Below are 16,639 nucleotides of genomic sequence, written 5' to 3'. Positions count from 1 at the left end.
TTTAATTGAACAGCACTATCAAAATCGAGCAAGACGCTTGGCTTTATAGATTGTAAGGAACTAGGTTTTGATCAAATCTAGTTTATCTGAACTTAATCGTTTAGAACTTATACCCTAAATGATTTCTGTCCAGCTTCGAGCTAGCTGGTGAGGCTAGCTCATGTGATCACCAAGCGATTCTGTCGTACCTTAATTACCAAGTGACTTTGTCACTACGTTAACTACCGAGGGAAAATGACGAGGCTGAAATGCCGTACTCTTTAAAGTATTAAAATAATCTTTAACTAGGTCATTAATGATAATTACTTGATAGATTGATTAATTATTAACTGGGTGTGCATCATTAAGAAAAGGAAGGAAAATCACATTATTTCCGAGTCATTAACTTCATGTCACCTGCTTAGCCGCTTAAAATAAACAGCTAAATAATGAGGATTGATAATGAATTATAAATGGCTAGGTCTTCTCGGGGCGATTCCTTTATTGGCGGCATGCAATAGCGATATCGACATTTCCAGCAACGTGCTTTCTCAACAGCAGCTCAACACCATTATTAGTAATGTCAACAAACACTATCCAGATGCAGACAGCGAACTAAAACAAAAGATCGGCGAGGTCGCGGTAAAGTCGATTGAAAATATGATGTTTGTCGAAGGTGGCAGTTTTATTATGGGCGACTTTCGTATGCCCTGCATGAACGACGATCTTAATCGCCCAGTCTGGACGCCGGAAGCAAGTTGTTACAGTCAGTTCTCGATCGTTGATCGCGGGGCGGATATTCAACATGAAGTCACCCTAAGCAGTTATTCGTTGTCAAAGTATGAAGCGGAGTTGCTGGATTATGATGTTTACTTACAAACACTTGGCCGACCATTTGAACAGAGTATCTATGAAGGGCAGTACCTAGAACGCGGCTCTAAGATTTATAAAACCGCCTTACCTAACTTTCTCAGACAATCTGCTAGAAATGTAAATTGGCAAGATGCCAAAAACTATTGTCAGTGGCTGGGGCAATTAACCTCACTACCAGTGGATCTGCCCACCGAAGCACAGTGGGAATACGCCGCACGTAGTCGTGGGCAAAAACTCTACTACGCAACCAACAATGGCTTTATTCAGTTTAGAGGAAGGGGTTTCTATAACCCAGAATTAGGGGGTTATGAGGAGTTTACCGAAAAAACCGCTAATGTTGATACGGATTTAAACCCTGTTGGTATGTTTGAACCCAATCCCCTCGGTATTTACGATATGACTTACAACGCAGCAGAATGGGTCAATGATTGGTACGCTAAAGATTATTATAAAGTGTCGCCAAAACTTGATCCTCAGGGCCCTGCAACGGGTGAGTACAAAGTTATACGAGGCTGGGGGGCCATGGTCACGGTCGCTCGTGCTTATGACCCTTTAAATAGAGATGAACCGTCGTATCGTACAGGATTCCGCTGCTCCGTCCAAAGCACGGAACAAACCAATTAGCCTTGAAAAAGACCGCCTTACGGCGGTCGATGTGGTTAGATATAGTAGCCATTGTTTTTATTTAAGCGCGCGATTTGCCGTTCGACTGTCTCCCTCTTCTGCCTCCAACTCCAGCCAGAGCGCGGCGCAAACGGACGCATTTGAGCAAAGTTGCTCTCGTTGATTTCCTTCACTTGCGCCAGTTTTAATACCCAGTTGTTAAAGCTTATCTGTTGCTCACCATCTAAAATCGCATTAATCCTTGCTAAATTGTCAGTAGCGCTTTGTCCTTATAACACGTCCCTATAAATCGCATAGAAATCGTCTCGCCTCCGCAGGACTTGTCAATCTAACAAAGCGAATATGTTGATATTGAGGATTGTCCATATCTGCTAAGTACCTTGCACGATTCGAATGATAGGTTTTGATCGTCCACAATAAAATTGAATCTCTACTGAAAAATGATTTTCTCAGCGTTTCTCTATTGCCCGTGTTGGGCCACAACTCTTTGCCTGAAATTGAGCGGCTTAAAGCTCGTCTCACTGCATGAAAGAGGGTTCTCGACAATGAGTAGTCAACCCATACCACAGTATCAACGTTATGCCATTTAATGACACGAGTTCGATTGTAATTACCGTCCAGTACCCAGCTCGGCGCTTTCAGCTCATCTTCTAGGCGAGAGAAAAACTCTTCGTCACTGGACTCCTGCCAGTTTGGTTTCCAAAACAGTCGATCCATTTCGATATGTGCGCACTCAAGGTGACGAGCAAGTTGGGCTGAAAATGTTGATTTTCCGCTACCACTGGTTCCGACTACATTGATCTTGTTCATGACATTACTTGCCCAACTTGTTGAATATGCGCGCAGTAAAACATGTAGAATGTGCATTTTCAAACTTCTAACCAATATTTGTTAACATTTCAGTCGTCTCGCTTCACAAAGCCTTCTAAGGGTAACTAGCCACATGTATACAAAGTGAAGTATGATTGTTTTATTAGCGAAATAAATGGTTTGAGAGTGAACGCCGCTTATGGCAAATCTAAAAAATTCTGTGGCGAAAAACGTCAAGACAAAAGTCGCCGGCCAAACCCAGGATGACGTGGTTTATTGTCATATCTTTGATGCAATTCTAGAGCAGCGTCTACCTCCAGCAACAAAGCTGAATGAAGAAGCACTCGCTGAAATCTTTAGTGTCAGCCGCACCATCATACGTCGAGCGTTGCTGCGTCTATCGATGGAACAAGTTGTGAGTATTCGTCCTAACCGAGGTGCGATGGTATCTGCACCAACAAAAGATGAGGCGAAACAGATCATCAAAGCGCGTGAGGTGATGGAACTGGCGATTACCGAATTGGCGGTTGAACATGCCACACCAGCCAAAATTGAAGAGTGTCGCCGCTTAGTAGAGAAAGAGAACGACGCATTTGCCAACGGTGACTACGGTAAAGGGTTGCGTTTGTCGGGAGAATTCCATATCAAACTCGCTGAAATGGCCCACAATACGCCTTTGCTGGCATTCCAAAGGAGCTTAGTTTCTCAGACCTCTCTACTCATTGCTCAGTACGAAACTGGTAATCACGCCAACTGTTCGCTCGATGAACATTCCAACCTACTTGACGCTATAGAAGCGGGCGATGCCACACAGGCTTTGTCTCTGATGCAGGAGCATATCAACCACATTCGGTCTCGGCTCAATCTTGACAGTAGCACTGCCTCTAATGACCTGCATGTTGTCTTCTCGGATATATTGAACCGTAAATAGTCTCTGACACTCCCCCAACCAAGACTCAAACCTAGCATCAAGCTGGGTTTTTTATCTCTCCCCTTAAGATTGTATACAAATAAAAATACAATATTAAAAATCTTTACGCTAAGAATTTTTACGCAAACATAACTATCAACCCATTATTTATCAATCACTTAAGATCAACACCACCCTCTGACATGTAAAATTACAAGCCGCTTCTTGTTGCGTTTTTGTAAAATTAAAGTTGACCTCGGAGTCAAATTAACCAATTATTGACCCAAAGGTCAGAAAAAACATCGGAACATTAGTGTCAATGCACAAGGAGGTCTCTTGATTACTTTCCTACTCAATCAAGAACTCAGACAAGAAAGTGAACTGTCACCCAATATGACGGTTCTCCAATACCTGAGAACACAAGTACAAAAAACAGGGACAAAAGAAGGATGTGGTTCAGGAGACTGTGGCGCCTGCACCGTGGTACTTGGTGAAGTTGTTGAAGGAAAGCTTCAATACCGCTCTGTTAACTCTTGTTTGACGTTCGTCTCTAGCCTTCACGGTAAACAACTGATTACTGTTGAAGATCTAAAAAATAAAGACAAGCTTCATCCAACACAGCAAGCGATGGTCGATTTCCACGGTTCACAATGTGGTTACTGTACCCCTGGTTTCATTATGTCGATGTTCGCTTTGAGCAAAAACAAACCAGCCGCGAACAAAGAAGACGTTATGGAGTCTCTTGCCGGAAACCTATGTCGCTGCACTGGCTATCGCCCAATTGTTGATGCGGCACTTTCTTTAGTTTCCAACGAACCTTTGATGGATCAATTTGTTGAGTTGGAAAAAACCACCGTCGCTAGGTTACAAACTCTTGCGGAACAACCTGCTAGCCTAAGTCATGGCCACCTCACTGCCTATCTGCCTCGAAGCATCAACGAACTCGCAGATATCTATAGCGCCAACCCGAAGGCCAAACTGGTTGCCGGTGGCACAGACTTAGCCCTAGAAGTGACGCAGTTCCACCGTGAGATTGAGACACTTATCAACCTCAATCTAGTGGAAGATATGAAGGTATGTGAAGAGAGCGACGATGCGCTGCATATCGGTGCCAATGTTGCCATTAGCGACGCATACCAACTGCTGACCACGCATTACGCAGATTTTGGTGAACTGCTGCACCGTTTCGCTTCGCTTCAAGTTCGTAACCAAGGTACGCTAGGCGGCAACATTGGCAACGCCTCACCGATCGGTGACGCTCCTCCCCTACTGATTGCGCTCAACGCTCAAATCAAGCTACGTCGTGGTAAACAGAGCCGTATCATGCCGATTGAAGAGTACTTCATCAGCTACAAGGTAACCGCTCAGCAAGAGAGTGAATTCATTGAGCAAATTATTATTCCAAAGCCAAAAGCGAATGAGACATTCAGAGCTTACAAGCTTTCGAAACGTTTAGACGATGACATTTCTGCGGTTTGTGGTGCGTTCAATATCCAGATCGAAGATAACAAGGTCATTGGTGCTCGAATTGCCTTTGGTGGCATGGCCGCAACACCTAAACGCGCGACTCGCTGTGAAAATACTTTGCTTGGCAAAGAGTGGAATCAGGCCAACATTGATGAAGCCATGAGCGAGATCCATAACGATTTCGAGCCTCTGTCAGATTTCCGAGCAAGCAAAGAGTACCGCTCTCTTACCGCCGCGAACATGCTGCGCCGATTCTTCATAGAGCAAAACCTTCATAACAACCAGATTGAAACAAGGGTAACGTCTTATGTCTAACGCACATCATCAGACCATGACTCATGAGGAGATGGTCGCCATCGTAAAACAGGATCTCAAGACTGGCGTTGGTAAAAGCGTAAAGCATGATAGCGCCCCAAAACAAGTGACAGGCGAAGCCATCTATATTGATGATCGTCTTGAGTTTCCAAATCAATTGCACGTCTACGCTCGACTCAGTACGCAGGCTCACGCTAAGATCACTCATATTGATGTTTCACCTTGTTATGAGTTTGAAGGTGTCGCGATTGCCATCACCCATGAGGATGTTCCTGGGCAACTCGATATCGGTGCAATTCTTCCTGGTGACCCACTACTGGCTGATGGTCTTGTTCAGTACTACGGTCAACCTGTACTTGCTGTGGCTGCCAATGATTTGGAGACGGCTCGCAAAGCAGCAATGGCTGCGATTGTTGAGTACGAAGCGCTACCACCGGTTCTGGATGTAAAAGAAGCGTTGGAAAAAGAACTCTTCGTTACCGAAAGCCATCAACAAAAACGCGGCGACTCTGCGGCGGCGCTTGCGAAAGCAAAACACATCATCGAAGGCGATCTTGAAATCGGTGGTCAGGAACACTTCTACCTTGAGACTCAAGTCAGTAGCGTCATGCCCACCGAAGATGGCGGCATGATCGTTTATACCTCGACTCAAAACCCTACCGAAGTGCAAAAGCTGGTTGCTGAAGTGCTTGGCGTCCCGATGCATAAGGTGGTGATTGATATGCGCCGTATGGGAGGTGGTTTTGGTGGTAAAGAGACTCAGGCCGCTGCACCAGCATGTATGGCTGCCGTTATTGCACACCTGACTAAACGCCCAACCAAAATGCGCTTACCACGCGCAGAAGATATGACAATGACGGGCAAACGTCATCCGTTTTACAACCAATACAAAATCGGTTTTGATGACAATGGCGTCATACAGGGCGCTGAGATCATCGTGGCAGGGAACTGCGGCTACTCGCCAGATCTATCGAGTTCGATTGTTGATCGTGCCATGTTCCACTCAGACAACGCATACTATCTGGGTGATGCGACAGTGACTGGTCACCGTTGTAAAACCAACACCGCCTCAAACACAGCTTATCGAGGATTTGGTGGCCCACAAGGGATGATGACCATCGAGCATATTATGGATGAAATTGCCCGTTACCTTGGCAAAGATCCGCTCGAAGTCCGCAAAGCAAATTACTACGGTGGCGAGGGACGTGATGTCACTCACTACTACCAGACGGTTGAAGATAACTTCTTGCCTGAGATCACCGAACAGTTAGAACAAAGTAGTGACTATCACGCGCGTCGTAAAGCCATTGCTGAGTTTAACAAGCAAAGCCCGATCTTAAAAAAAGGCCTTGCGATCACTCCGGTGAAATTTGGTATTTCATTCACTGCGACTTTCCTAAATCAGGCTGGTGCGCTCATTCACATTTACACCGATGGCAGTATTCATCTTAACCACGGTGGTACTGAGATGGGACAGGGTCTAAATATCAAAGTGGCACAAATTGTTGCACAGGAGTTCCAAGTTGATGTTGAACGTATCCAAATCACCGCTACCAATACCGACAAAGTACCGAACACATCGCCGACCGCAGCCTCATCGGGCACCGACCTCAACGGTAAAGCAGCCCAGAACGCCGCTCTGACGATAAAACAACGACTAATAGACTTCGCGTCAAGTCACTTTAAAGTCTCACCTGAAGAGGTCATCTTCAAAAATGGCATGATCATGATTCGTGATGAAATCATGACCTTTGAATCCTTTGTTCAGTTGGCCTACTTCAATCAGGTGTCACTCTCAAGTACCGGTTTCTACCGCACGCCTAAGATTTATTACGATCATGAGAAAGCACGTGGTCGTCCTTTCTACTACTACGCCTACGGTGCGTCATGCTCCGAAGTGATTGTTGATACCTTAACGGGAGAATACAAAATCCTTCGCGCCGACATTCTTCACGATGTAGGGGCTTCGCTAAACCCAGCGATTGATATCGGCCAAGTTGAAGGTGGATTCCTACAAGGTGTTGGGTGGTTAACAACCGAAGAGTTAGTGTGGAATGAGCAAGGGCGTCTGATGACCAATGGTCCTGCAAGCTACAAAATCCCAGCGATTGCGGATATGCCGATAGAGTTCCATACCCACCTTCTGGAAAACCGAGCCAATCCAGAAGATACCGTGTTTAACTCTAAGGCCGTCGGTGAACCCCCATTCATGCTTGGCATGTCTGTTTGGAGCGCCCTGAAAGACGCCATTTCTTATGTCGCCGTGGAAGGTGCTATTGCAAAACTTGATACACCCGCAACACCTGAGCGAGTGTTAATGGCGATTCAGAAAGTCACCCAGCCCCAAGCACAATCTGCATTGCAGACTGCTGAGAAGGCTTAACACACGCTAACAGGTCACTCCCAAGCCAGCAGTATGGGAGTGAAGAAAAGATTTGAGCGTCAGCTCAACCGTTCAAGGAGAGACGTATGTTTAAGGACAATTGGATTCATGAACTGGCACAACTAGAGAAAAACAGCGAACCTTGCGTAATGGTGACTGTATTGGAAGACCGTGGCTCTGTGCCAAGGGATGCAGGCACCAAAATGCTGGTCACCAGAGACAGATTGATCGCCACCATTGGTGGTGGTCATCTCGAGCATGTCGCGACCAAGATGGCGCGTGAAATGCTTATCTCGGGAGAAGGTGCACTGAAAGTTGAACGTTTTAACCTTGGGGCTCGCTTAGGTCAGTGTTGTGGCGGAATGGCAACTCTGAGCTTTGAACCCATTGGCACCGCGCAAAAACATCTAGTCGTATTCGGTGCAGGTCATGTTGCCAAAGCCCTTTTACATATCGTCTCAACTCTTCCATTTCGTGTCACTTGGATTGATGAACGAGAAGAGGTATTCCCAGAGGAATTGCCTCGTGGCATCACAAAGTTAGTCACTGACGATCCGGTCGCTGAGGTAGCGGATATGCCACCGAACAGCTACTACCTAGTGATGACTCACAACCACCAGCTTGATTTCGATCTAGCACGAGCCATTATCGATCGTGATGACAGCCTTTACTTTGGCATGATTGGTTCGCTGACTAAACGTAAAAAGTTTGATATGCGTTTAGCCCAACGTGGATACAGTGAAAAGCAAATCAATACCATGATTTGCCCTATCGGAGTCAGCATGATTTCAGGGAAACACCCCGCAGAAATCGCCGTCTCGGTCGCTGGTGAGCTAATTGCACACTATCAAGGGATTCCACTTGAACAAAAGCGCCCAAACAGCCACATTAAAGATATACCAATGAGCGATTCTGTAATGGAAGAGAAAATCGCCTAACCCAGATTGCGGTTCTAATCGGGTTTAAAAGGAAGTAAAAATGACAACGCAACGCAACGCCTATCGTGCAGCTATTTTGCACAGCATCGCTGATCCGAAAGATGTCGGACTGGATAACTCTTACCAATTCTTTGATGACGGTATGATCGTGGTCGAGAATGGTCACATCATAGATATCGGTGCAACCGAAGACGTTCTCATTCGTCAACCTAACGACATAAACATAACTGAGTATGAAGATAAGCTCATCACTTCAGGCTTTATCGATACTCATATTCACTACCCACAAACTGGCATGATTGCCTCTTACGGCGAACAGCTACTCGATTGGCTGGAAAACTACACCTTTCCTGAAGAGCGTCGATTTAAAAACCCGGTCTACGCCCATAAAGTGGCCAAACTGTTCTTCGATGAGCTGGCGAGTAACGGAACCACGACTGCATTAGTGTTCGGAACAGTCCACAAAGAGTCTATCGATGTCTTTTTCGAAGAAGCAGAAAGACGTAACTTACGCATGATTGCGGGTAAGGTACTGATGGACAGAAATGCGCCCGATTATCTGACGGATACTCCACAATCTGGCTACCAAGCGTCCAAAGAACTGATCGAGAAATGGCATAACCGTGGACGACTACTCTATGCCGTTACACCACGCTTTGCACCAACCAGTACCCCTGAGCAATTGGCGACCGTCGGTAAACTGCTAGAAGAGTATCCTGACGTTTATATGCACACTCATCTGTCTGAGAATAAGAAAGAGATTGAGTGGGTAATGGAACTGTTTCCTGAGCGTGATTCTTACCTCGATGTGTATGACCACTATGGATTACTGCATAAGCGCTCAGTGTTCGCTCACGGTATCCACCTGTCAGACTGTGAATGTCAACGACTGGCCGATACCGAGTCCGCGATTGCGTTTTGTCCTACCTCTAACTTGTTCTTAGGTTCAGGTCTATTCAAACTACCTAAGTTAGAAGAGCATGGCGTTAGAGTTGGGATGGGGACAGATGTCGGTGCGGGTACCAGCTTCTCGATTCTTCAAACGATGAGCGAAGCCTATAAAATCATGCAACTGCAACAAGAAAAGCTGCACCCGTTAAAATCGTTATTCCTTGCCACACTAGGCGGGGCGCGATCTCTTCACCTTGAAGATAAGATAGGCAACCTCGAAATCGGCAAAGAAGCGGATTTCGTAGTGCTGGATCTCCACGCAACTCAGTTAATGCGTTTTCGCATGAATCAAGCCACTACGCTTGAAGAAAAACTGTTCGTCTTAATGAGTCTCGGCGATGATCGCACCGTCTGTGAAACCTTCATCTATGGTGAGAAAGCCTACGATGCCAAAGGACAAATTGAAGTAAAGAAGAGAGCTAGCTAACCGCTAGCCCTGCAAATCAAAACAAGTTCCTTCCTGTGGTAGTCACTATTGAGCAATGAAGTGCTATCACACTGGGCCGACTGACCAGACATTCGGCCCTTTTCTCCACTGCTATTGGATACCGTATTTTGCGAGTATTTTATCGAATGTACCGTTGGCCTTTATCTCAGCTAAACCCTTATTAAATGCCTCGATATATTGCCCATTATTTGGATTCGCCAATCCAGCGGTAACATGCAATGGATTGACAGACAAAGCATTCGCGGTAAATTCAAAATCAGCCACATTCATTCCTGCGCCCGATAGAGTTGACTTGGCAACTAACTCATCCTCTAGTGTCAAATCAATCCGTTTAGCCATCAGCTTTTTAGCATTCGCCACTAAATCATTCGCTTCTGGTTTGTTGAAGTTCGTCGCCCCCAAAAACTCATCTCCATAGCCATAATTGCGGATAATCCCCACTGTTTTACCCGTCAAACTGTCCATGCCATTGTATTCAAATCCATCGCCCTTACGCTTGATGAACTTGAGTGAATTTTCGAGATAAGGGTCGCTGTAGTTGAGGAAAGAGGTTCGTTCACTCGTGAACCAAGTCGCGACCAGCACATCCACTTTTCCATCTTTGACCTCGTTCAATGCCCGAGTCCAAGGCATGATTTTGAAGTCCACCATATGTCCCTGCGTTTTAAAGGCTTCGGTAATAATCTCTACCGATACCCCCGGATTCGCCTTATCTGTCTGAACAAATGGTGCCCATGGATCTTGTGCGGCAGTAATGGTTGCCGCTTGCACAGCCGCAGACAAAAGTGCACCCACTGTTAGTAATAGAAGATTCCTCATAACATTCCCTCTGATTGGTAGGTTAAGTACGGAATTTAGCCATGTGGTTGGCAATACTTTGGCTAAGACTCAATACTTCTTCCGTTCGTTTTGCATTCTTAGTCGCACCAGATGACACCTCGTTAGTCGCTTCAGAAGCTTCAACAATCGCTCTGCTGATCTCCTCAACCGCCATTCTTTGTTCATCGGTCGCCTGTGAAATCTGGCCACTTCGGTCGGAAATAATAGTAATAAGCATCTGCACCTCACTGACCGAGCTTTGAGACTCGCTGACTCTTGAAGCGGTCGTTTCCAGCAAGGTTGCAATTCGGGTAAGTTCGTCCTCTACTGATTTGGTTGCCGCATCTAGCGCAACAATGTTTTTATGGATCTGCTCTGTGGATTGGCTGGTTTTTACCGCTAGATTTCGGACTTCATCCGCAACCACCGCAAACCCTCGCCCCTGCTCCCCTGCTCTGGCAGCCTCAATCGCCGCATTGAGTGCCAACAGGTTAGTCTGCTCGGAAATATCATTGATAACTTTCAATGAAGTCGTGATTTTTTGGCCCTCATCAATCAGGACATGCATTTCCTCGTTAACATGATCCATCTCTTCACGCATATTGATGATGTCTCTTGCGGAGTTTTCAATCGCATCGCTGACAATAGTCGTTAACGAGGTTGCGGTATGAGCCTGCTCTGCGGTTTCAGACGCGGTATCGGCGACCGTCGAAACCGATTGATTTAGCTCGGTCGCAGCGGCGGCGACGGTCGTCAACTGGTGCCTTTGTGCTTCCAGTTTTTCTGCATTGGTATGCGCCGTCGCACCATTGGCCTGCGCTTTCTCACCGAGCGCTTCCGATGAACGATTCACATCTTGCACAATCTGTCGCAGCGACTCAGTAAAACTGTTGATGCCTTCAGTAATGTCAGCAAACTCACGATACTTAGCAGGCGCGAGTTTATTAGTCAGGTCTCCATCACCCGACGCTAAGTCTTTTATCACCTCAGTCAACTGAGAGATAGGCCTGATTACCGTCATCGCTAACACAGAGACAATAACAATTGAGATGATGATATCGAGCACGATAAGCTCAATAATGCTGGTATTCAGCGAACTAGCCAACTTGGCATCTAAAGCGCCAGTATCAAAGTAGACCACCACTTCACCCACTGAGTGCTCCTCACCATATTCGACAAATATCAGACTGGCTCTAAGGCTGTTTTCAGCGAGAAATTGGGCTTTATTCACTACGTCGACGGTTTGCCGCTGTTCACCATTCCCTTGCTGAGTGAGGAACAGCAGATCCTTGCCTTCATTGTCTGCTAACTGAATCGCTGCTATCTCTGGCAAATTGAGCTCTGCGGATATGGATACCTTGGCCGATTCCAGATCGAAATCCCATACCGATTTGGGCAAACTGATCTTCATTCGTTGGGTCGTGTTTTCCACTGAATGTTCCAGTTCTTGATGCAAGTTAACTTTGAAACTCTGATATTTGATAAATGCTGACACGAGCAACACAAGGGTCAGAGCGATGATCACCTGAACTAGGAATACGACTTTTAATCTTTTCAAAACTGATCCCTTGGATGAATGAAACAGATAATTAAAAAGTAGTAATTGATTAATCAATAATCAAACAAAGTCATTAATGAGATTAAAATCTCATAAAATAAGGTTCGGGCCGACTCAAAGTCATAGGCGCTTATGCCATGATAAAGGCGCTAAACAAGCTCACAGGACTAGGTATGCCCGAAACGATGGTGATCGCCTAACAATTAGTCATGTTAGGCGTGTTTGTAACTGATCGGAGTTATCTTTAAAAGAGGCTTTGAAGATCGGTTAGATTTGTGGCCGCGCCGTTTCAATCGTAGACGGTGGTAAATGCGGCAAGACGATTTGCGGCAGCTCACCCGTCAACGATTTAAGAAACTCGGTGATTTTGCCAGACTCATCGTTAGTCAGCTTTTGCCCCAACTGAACGTCTGCCATCACTTCTACCGCTTCTTGAAGATCCCACACTGAGCCGTCGTGGAAGTAGGGATAGGTAAGCTCAATATTACGCAATGTCGGCACCTTAAAGACAAACTCATCGAACTCTTTGCCAGTAATTGCTTTGCGTCCTACATCTGTGTTGGCGGTTTCAAAACGCTTCACTAACCCCATTTTTTGGTACATCTGCCCTCCGGCTAAGGGGCCGCTATGACACGCCGTACACCCCTTCGCTTTGAACAGCTCGTAACCTTCCACTTGGGCCGTGGTGAGCGCGCTGTCTTCGCCTCTTAACCACAAGTCAAACGGTGCATTGGGGGTACGAAGCGTTTTCTCAAAGGTCGCGATGGCGTCCGTAACTTGCTCTAAGCTGAACTCTTCCACCCCATACGCTTGTTTGAACCAAGTGCGGTACTGAGGAATCGATTTCAAGGTGTCGATCGCCAACTGATGGGTAAATGCCATCTCTAGCGGATTCTCAATCGGCCCTGCTGCCTGCTCTTGAAGATCTTTGGCGCGACCATTCCAGAACTGCACAAAATTGAGATCCGAGTTAAATACCGTGGGTGAATTGATCGGCCCAATCGCCCATTTATGTCCAATGGAGCTTGGTAGGTTATCCACCCCACCCTTGGCCACGTTATGGCATGAGTTACACGAAATCGTGTTAGAGGCTGATAGTCGAGGCTCAAACCATAAGGTTTTTCCCAATTCAACTTTCTTCGCATCCAACCCTACAACCGGATCAATCACTTTGATCGGTTCTTGCGCCTGTCGTTCTGCCAAGGTCACAAATGACACGACGGATAAGAGACTCACTGCAATGATTTTTTTCATCGTTACTTCCTTTCTTGAGAGTTATTCCAATCTCACTAGAGTTGCGCATTTCTTGACCGATGCGCTTTGGCAAGTAACTTAAAGCAAACGATTTTGCGGTGATAACGCAAAAAAACGATGGTTTTTATGACAAAAATCGATGTTAAAAGCGCGCAACCTGCACAAATCTTGCGCAATCTTGCATCGCGCGCGTCGATTTACTATTTGTTTACATTTTTATAAAAAATGTAATCGACGCCTTTGTTGATGCAAATCAAACAGGGAAACCGTGGAAGACCTCGCTTGTTTAGTGACTTAGCCATTACGACAGCTCTTATGGTTAAACGCGTATTTTCAATGCTCGCTGCATAGTAGTGCAACTACAAATTGTATTTCACCATTTTGGAGATATGACTCGAGTTTTATTGGGCGGGTTTGGCTGTGATATATTTATTTAGCACTCGCTGCATTAAATCCATTCTCACAGGTTTAGGAACAACATCGTTGAAACCCTGTTCAATGTAGTGCAACGCATCTCTATCTGAGTTGTTGGCGGTTAAGGCGACGATCGCCGTTCCTGGAGCTAAGTTTTCCCTGCGGATGGTTTTCAGAGCCTCTATGCCATCCATCACCGGCATTTGGATGTCCATAAAAACAATATCAAAATGGTGCTGTTTGAGAATATCTAAACACTCTTGTCCATTGCCTGCGGTAGTCGTCTCGACCTGTAGGGTATTTAGCATCTTTTGTGCAACGATCTGATTGACTCTCATGTCCTCAACAATCAGAGCAGAGAGCCCTGTACTATTCGGCGCAACATCAATGTTCGTGCTCTTTTCCTGCCCTGTATTTCTGCTACAAACTGCGTTAATTAAACTAAAAATATCGTAGGGTTTGGTCAGCTTTGTCACCCACTCCGAATCAGGGACAGCAGCATGAAGATCGCCAATCACTATGCACGGCTTCCCCTCCGCAATCTCATCGTTGCCACTGAATCCCTGAGCGCCACTGAGGTAGTGAACGGTCAGCTCTCCGTTGTCGTCAAACAATCCAAGTTGGTTCAGCTCTGACGAAATTAACCTTTGTACACGGATATCTTGCGCGACAACTCGTATGCGCTGATTGCGAATCTGTGGACAGAGAATCGTCTTTTCTCCTTCTACTACAACGGGGATGGATACGTTGAACTGTGTTCCTTGCCCAAGCTCACTTTGCACCTCTAATGTACCCTTCATCATGTTGATAAGTGACTGACATATGGATAACCCCAATCCCGTACCACCGTACTTCCTCGTGATTGAGTCATCTGCCTGAACAAACTCCTCAAACACCTTATTAAGTTGTTGTTGCGACATTCCAATACCAGTATCAATCACCGATAACTTTAGATAGCGTTGTTGGTCTAGGGTCTCAACCGATAACGATACATCGACATATCCGCTATCAGTAAACTTGAGGGCGTTATAGCTAAGATTATTGATGATTTGCAGTAACTTCGTTTTGTCACCAACAATCTTGTAGTCCTTCTCCATCGGTGAGCAAAACATAATCTCAACATCGGGTTTGTTGGTATCAACAAAAATGGTCTTGGATAATTTGATGAGTTCACTACAGTAAAAAACGTCTCGGTCAAGCTTCATCTTGCCCTGCTCGATCTTACTCAAATCCAGCACGCTATTGATGAGCTTTAGTAGGTGTTTCCCAGAGTCATTAATCATGGCCACAAAACTGCGCGTCTGCTCGTCTGTGTTGAGGTAATATTCTTTGTGGCTCAAGCCGATAACCGCATTGAGTGGTGTTCGCATCTCATGGGACATATTGGCAAGAAATCGCGCTTTAGCCGTCGCGCTTTGCTCGGCAAGCTTCTTAGCCTCTTCCATTTTATCCGTGCGCTCTTTTAAGTCTCGACTCAGTTTAATTTGATTGAGATACATCCATGAAATCACACCAACCATCATTGCCAAACAAGCAGAAATGACCGCGAGATAGGTGTATTGCTGGCTGTAGAACTGCTGTTTCTGTTGTACAAACATCATCTGATTTTTTTGCACTTCAGAGACGAACGATGACATATAAACATTGAGTTGCGAGTAGAGGCTATTTAACTGAGTCAACACGGTTTTCATCTTCAGCTCACTCTCATCCAACGTCATCTGATCTAGATTGTTGCCTAGCGCATCTAATCTGGCACGAATCGATGCTAACTTCTTTACGTCACCAAACTGTTGGTGAATCTGAACGGTTCTCTCCGCATGCAAATCTTGTAATATACTGGAGCGATAGACGCGCGCCTTCATCTTCATTCTCGCCAAAGACCGTTCCGAGCGGTCACGTGAAAACTCAATAATTTCCAGCTTGAGCATCAATAACTTACCTTTAGCGGAGATGTTATTGTTCACGATTGTCACGTACGGCTGCGGCGGAATTCGCTGAAACTCGCTCATAGAATGAAAAAAGTAAACCACCATTACAATCAGTACCGCACATAGCACTGATGTAACAATGACAAATAAGCGCCCCTGCGTGAGGAGTGGTTTATCCATATCTTTACTCAATGACCAGTTCCTTTACCTGCCAAACCGACAAACTATAGTAGTAGTCGTTTCTCAGTTCAGGATTCTCTGAAAATGGATACACAATAAAGAAGGGGCCTTTGTCGTCGATTGTCATCCTCTTTCCGGCTTCGTGAGTGGCAAGCAACAAACCGTACTTTTCGGCATCGGCGATCGGCATCGTCACCACGTAATCGTCCCAAGCAACTACCTTCAACGTTTCTCCCTCAGCACCGACATAATCAAGCACTGAGACAAGCTTAGGGCCGGTATACTCGACGATTTGTTCGACAACATGGTTATTGGTCATGATAGATCCTTGCTCTAGCGCGAGGAGCATTTCTTCATCAAACACGACACCCTGATTAGAGTTAGATTGGGTGATATTGCCCGAAACCCAAAGAACTGGCTCTGATTTAGGGGCAGGAAGCGCATAAGCGAGATTAATGAGGCTAAGAGCTAAACTCAGTAAAGTGGTGTATCTGACACCACGGAAAAGTGCTGCTGACATCAATTCATTTCCTCCAGAACTAACTTTTTATAGCCATGAGCAAAACTTCAATTAATTTCAGTATAGACAAGGATTTCTGCCATTAATGAAACTCACTTCGACATTGTTGATGCCAATATATAACGTTATGAAACCGATAACTTATCGTTAGGAGTGCAGACATTGCGGCCTGCGACTTCTACCAACGACCTATAAAAATGTATGGTCCGCCCCGTTATTGCAACTACAATTTAGTAATAACGGAGTTGGTTTGCGCTAATGTATTCGG

General features: G+C 45.6%; 12 protein-coding genes. 6 read left to right on the top strand and 6 right to left on the bottom strand.

Annotated features, from left to right (window positions below; genetic code table 11):
• Window positions 1–441 precede the first annotated feature (441 nt).
• The gene (locus ACQEXR_RS09385; protein ID WP_427020190.1) at window positions 442–1,476 is read left to right on the top strand and encodes a formylglycine-generating enzyme family protein; all 1,035 of its coding nucleotides are present in this window, start codon (window positions 442–444) and stop codon (window positions 1,474–1,476) included.
• A 282-nt stretch (window positions 1,477–1,758) separates the two neighbouring features.
• Here ACQEXR_RS09385 and ACQEXR_RS09380 read toward each other — a convergent pair whose 3' ends face one another.
• Window positions 1,759–2,286 (bottom strand): AAA family ATPase, encoded by a 528-nt coding sequence (locus tag ACQEXR_RS09380; protein ID WP_427020189.1) that lies wholly within the window; start codon window positions 2,284–2,286, stop codon window positions 1,759–1,761.
• Window positions 2,287–2,485: 199 nt separating this feature from the next.
• Between ACQEXR_RS09380 and ACQEXR_RS09375 the strand changes: the two genes are divergently transcribed.
• The 5 genes from ACQEXR_RS09375 to guaD all read left to right on the top strand — a co-directional run bounded on the left by ACQEXR_RS09375 (window position 2,486) and on the right by guaD (window position 9,677).
• Window positions 2,486–3,217, top strand: a complete 732-nt coding sequence (locus tag ACQEXR_RS09375; protein WP_427020188.1) for a GntR family transcriptional regulator — start codon at window positions 2,486–2,488, stop codon at window positions 3,215–3,217.
• 372 nt (window positions 3,218–3,589) lie between these two features.
• Window positions 3,590–4,978 carry a xanthine dehydrogenase small subunit gene (gene xdhA, locus ACQEXR_RS09370; protein WP_426951819.1) on the top strand — a complete coding sequence of 463 codons (1,389 nt, stop codon included), beginning with the start codon at window positions 3,590–3,592 and terminating at the stop codon, window positions 4,976–4,978.
• Entirely contained in the window at window positions 4,971–7,361 is a 2,391-nt protein-coding gene (gene xdhB, locus ACQEXR_RS09365; RefSeq protein ID WP_426951710.1) for a xanthine dehydrogenase molybdopterin binding subunit, read from the top strand. Before xdhA ends, xdhB begins: the two co-directional genes overlap by 8 nt.
• A gap of 86 nt (window positions 7,362–7,447) precedes the next feature.
• A complete protein-coding gene (gene xdhC / locus ACQEXR_RS09360; RefSeq protein WP_427020187.1) occupies window positions 7,448–8,299 on the top strand; it encodes a xanthine dehydrogenase accessory protein XdhC in 852 nt (283 codons plus the stop codon).
• Window positions 8,300–8,339: 40 nt separating this feature from the next.
• Window positions 8,340–9,677 (top strand): guanine deaminase, encoded by a 1,338-nt coding sequence (gene guaD / locus ACQEXR_RS09355; protein WP_426951713.1) that lies wholly within the window; start codon window positions 8,340–8,342, stop codon window positions 9,675–9,677.
• Between the two features lie 111 nt (window positions 9,678–9,788).
• Here guaD and ACQEXR_RS09350 read toward each other — a convergent pair whose 3' ends face one another.
• The 5 genes from ACQEXR_RS09350 to ACQEXR_RS09330 form a co-directional block, all read right to left on the bottom strand.
• A complete protein-coding gene (locus ACQEXR_RS09350; protein WP_426951715.1) occupies window positions 9,789–10,517 on the bottom strand; it encodes a transporter substrate-binding domain-containing protein in 729 nt (242 codons plus the stop codon).
• Between the two features lie 22 nt (window positions 10,518–10,539).
• The gene (locus ACQEXR_RS09345) at window positions 10,540–12,075 is read right to left on the bottom strand and encodes a methyl-accepting chemotaxis protein (protein WP_427020186.1); all 1,536 of its coding nucleotides are present in this window, start codon (window positions 12,073–12,075) and stop codon (window positions 10,540–10,542) included.
• A gap of 267 nt (window positions 12,076–12,342) precedes the next feature.
• Window positions 12,343–13,329 (bottom strand): cytochrome-c peroxidase, encoded by a 987-nt coding sequence (locus ACQEXR_RS09340; RefSeq protein WP_427020185.1) that lies wholly within the window; start codon window positions 13,327–13,329, stop codon window positions 12,343–12,345.
• A 401-nt stretch (window positions 13,330–13,730) separates the two neighbouring features.
• Window positions 13,731–15,851, bottom strand: a complete 2,121-nt coding sequence (locus ACQEXR_RS09335) for an ATP-binding protein (protein WP_427020184.1) — start codon at window positions 15,849–15,851, stop codon at window positions 13,731–13,733.
• A gap of 4 nt (window positions 15,852–15,855) precedes the next feature.
• Window positions 15,856–16,371: a hypothetical protein gene (locus ACQEXR_RS09330; RefSeq protein ID WP_427020183.1), complete on the bottom strand. Its 516-nt coding sequence runs from the start codon at window positions 16,369–16,371 to the stop codon at window positions 15,856–15,858.
• Between the last annotated feature and the right edge of the window lie 268 nt (window positions 16,372–16,639).

The organism is Vibrio sp. TRT 2004 (genome assembly GCF_050113735.1).
Classification (GTDB): domain Bacteria; phylum Pseudomonadota; class Gammaproteobacteria; order Enterobacterales; family Vibrionaceae; genus Vibrio.
Note: the sequence above shows the minus strand (reverse complement) of the source record. Positions and strands in the feature narration are given on the sequence as shown.

What these genes read in the sequence shown, in the direction of transcription:
- xdhC (WP_427020187.1), top strand. Translation starts at nt 7,448, where the DNA reads ATGTTTAAGGACAATTGGATTCATGAACTGGCACAACTAGAGAAAAAC.
- ACQEXR_RS09380 (WP_427020189.1), bottom strand. Translation starts at nt 2,286, where the DNA reads ATGAACAAGATCAATGTAGTCGGAACCAGTGGTAGCGGAAAATCAACA.
- xdhB (WP_426951710.1), top strand. Translation starts at nt 4,971, where the DNA reads ATGTCTAACGCACATCATCAGACCATGACTCATGAGGAGATGGTCGCC.
- ACQEXR_RS09330 (WP_427020183.1), bottom strand. Translation starts at nt 16,371, where the DNA reads ATGTCAGCAGCACTTTTCCGTGGTGTCAGATACACCACTTTACTGAGT.
- ACQEXR_RS09375 (WP_427020188.1), top strand. Translation starts at nt 2,486, where the DNA reads ATGGCAAATCTAAAAAATTCTGTGGCGAAAAACGTCAAGACAAAAGTC.
- ACQEXR_RS09340 (WP_427020185.1), bottom strand. Translation starts at nt 13,329, where the DNA reads ATGAAAAAAATCATTGCAGTGAGTCTCTTATCCGTCGTGTCATTTGTG.
- ACQEXR_RS09350 (WP_426951715.1), bottom strand. Translation starts at nt 10,517, where the DNA reads ATGAGGAATCTTCTATTACTAACAGTGGGTGCACTTTTGTCTGCGGCT.
- guaD (WP_426951713.1), top strand. Translation starts at nt 8,340, where the DNA reads ATGACAACGCAACGCAACGCCTATCGTGCAGCTATTTTGCACAGCATC.
- xdhA (WP_426951819.1), top strand. Translation starts at nt 3,590, where the DNA reads ATGACGGTTCTCCAATACCTGAGAACACAAGTACAAAAAACAGGGACA.
- ACQEXR_RS09385 (WP_427020190.1), top strand. Translation starts at nt 442, where the DNA reads ATGAATTATAAATGGCTAGGTCTTCTCGGGGCGATTCCTTTATTGGCG.
- ACQEXR_RS09335 (WP_427020184.1), bottom strand. Translation starts at nt 15,851, where the DNA reads ATGGATAAACCACTCCTCACGCAGGGGCGCTTATTTGTCATTGTTACA.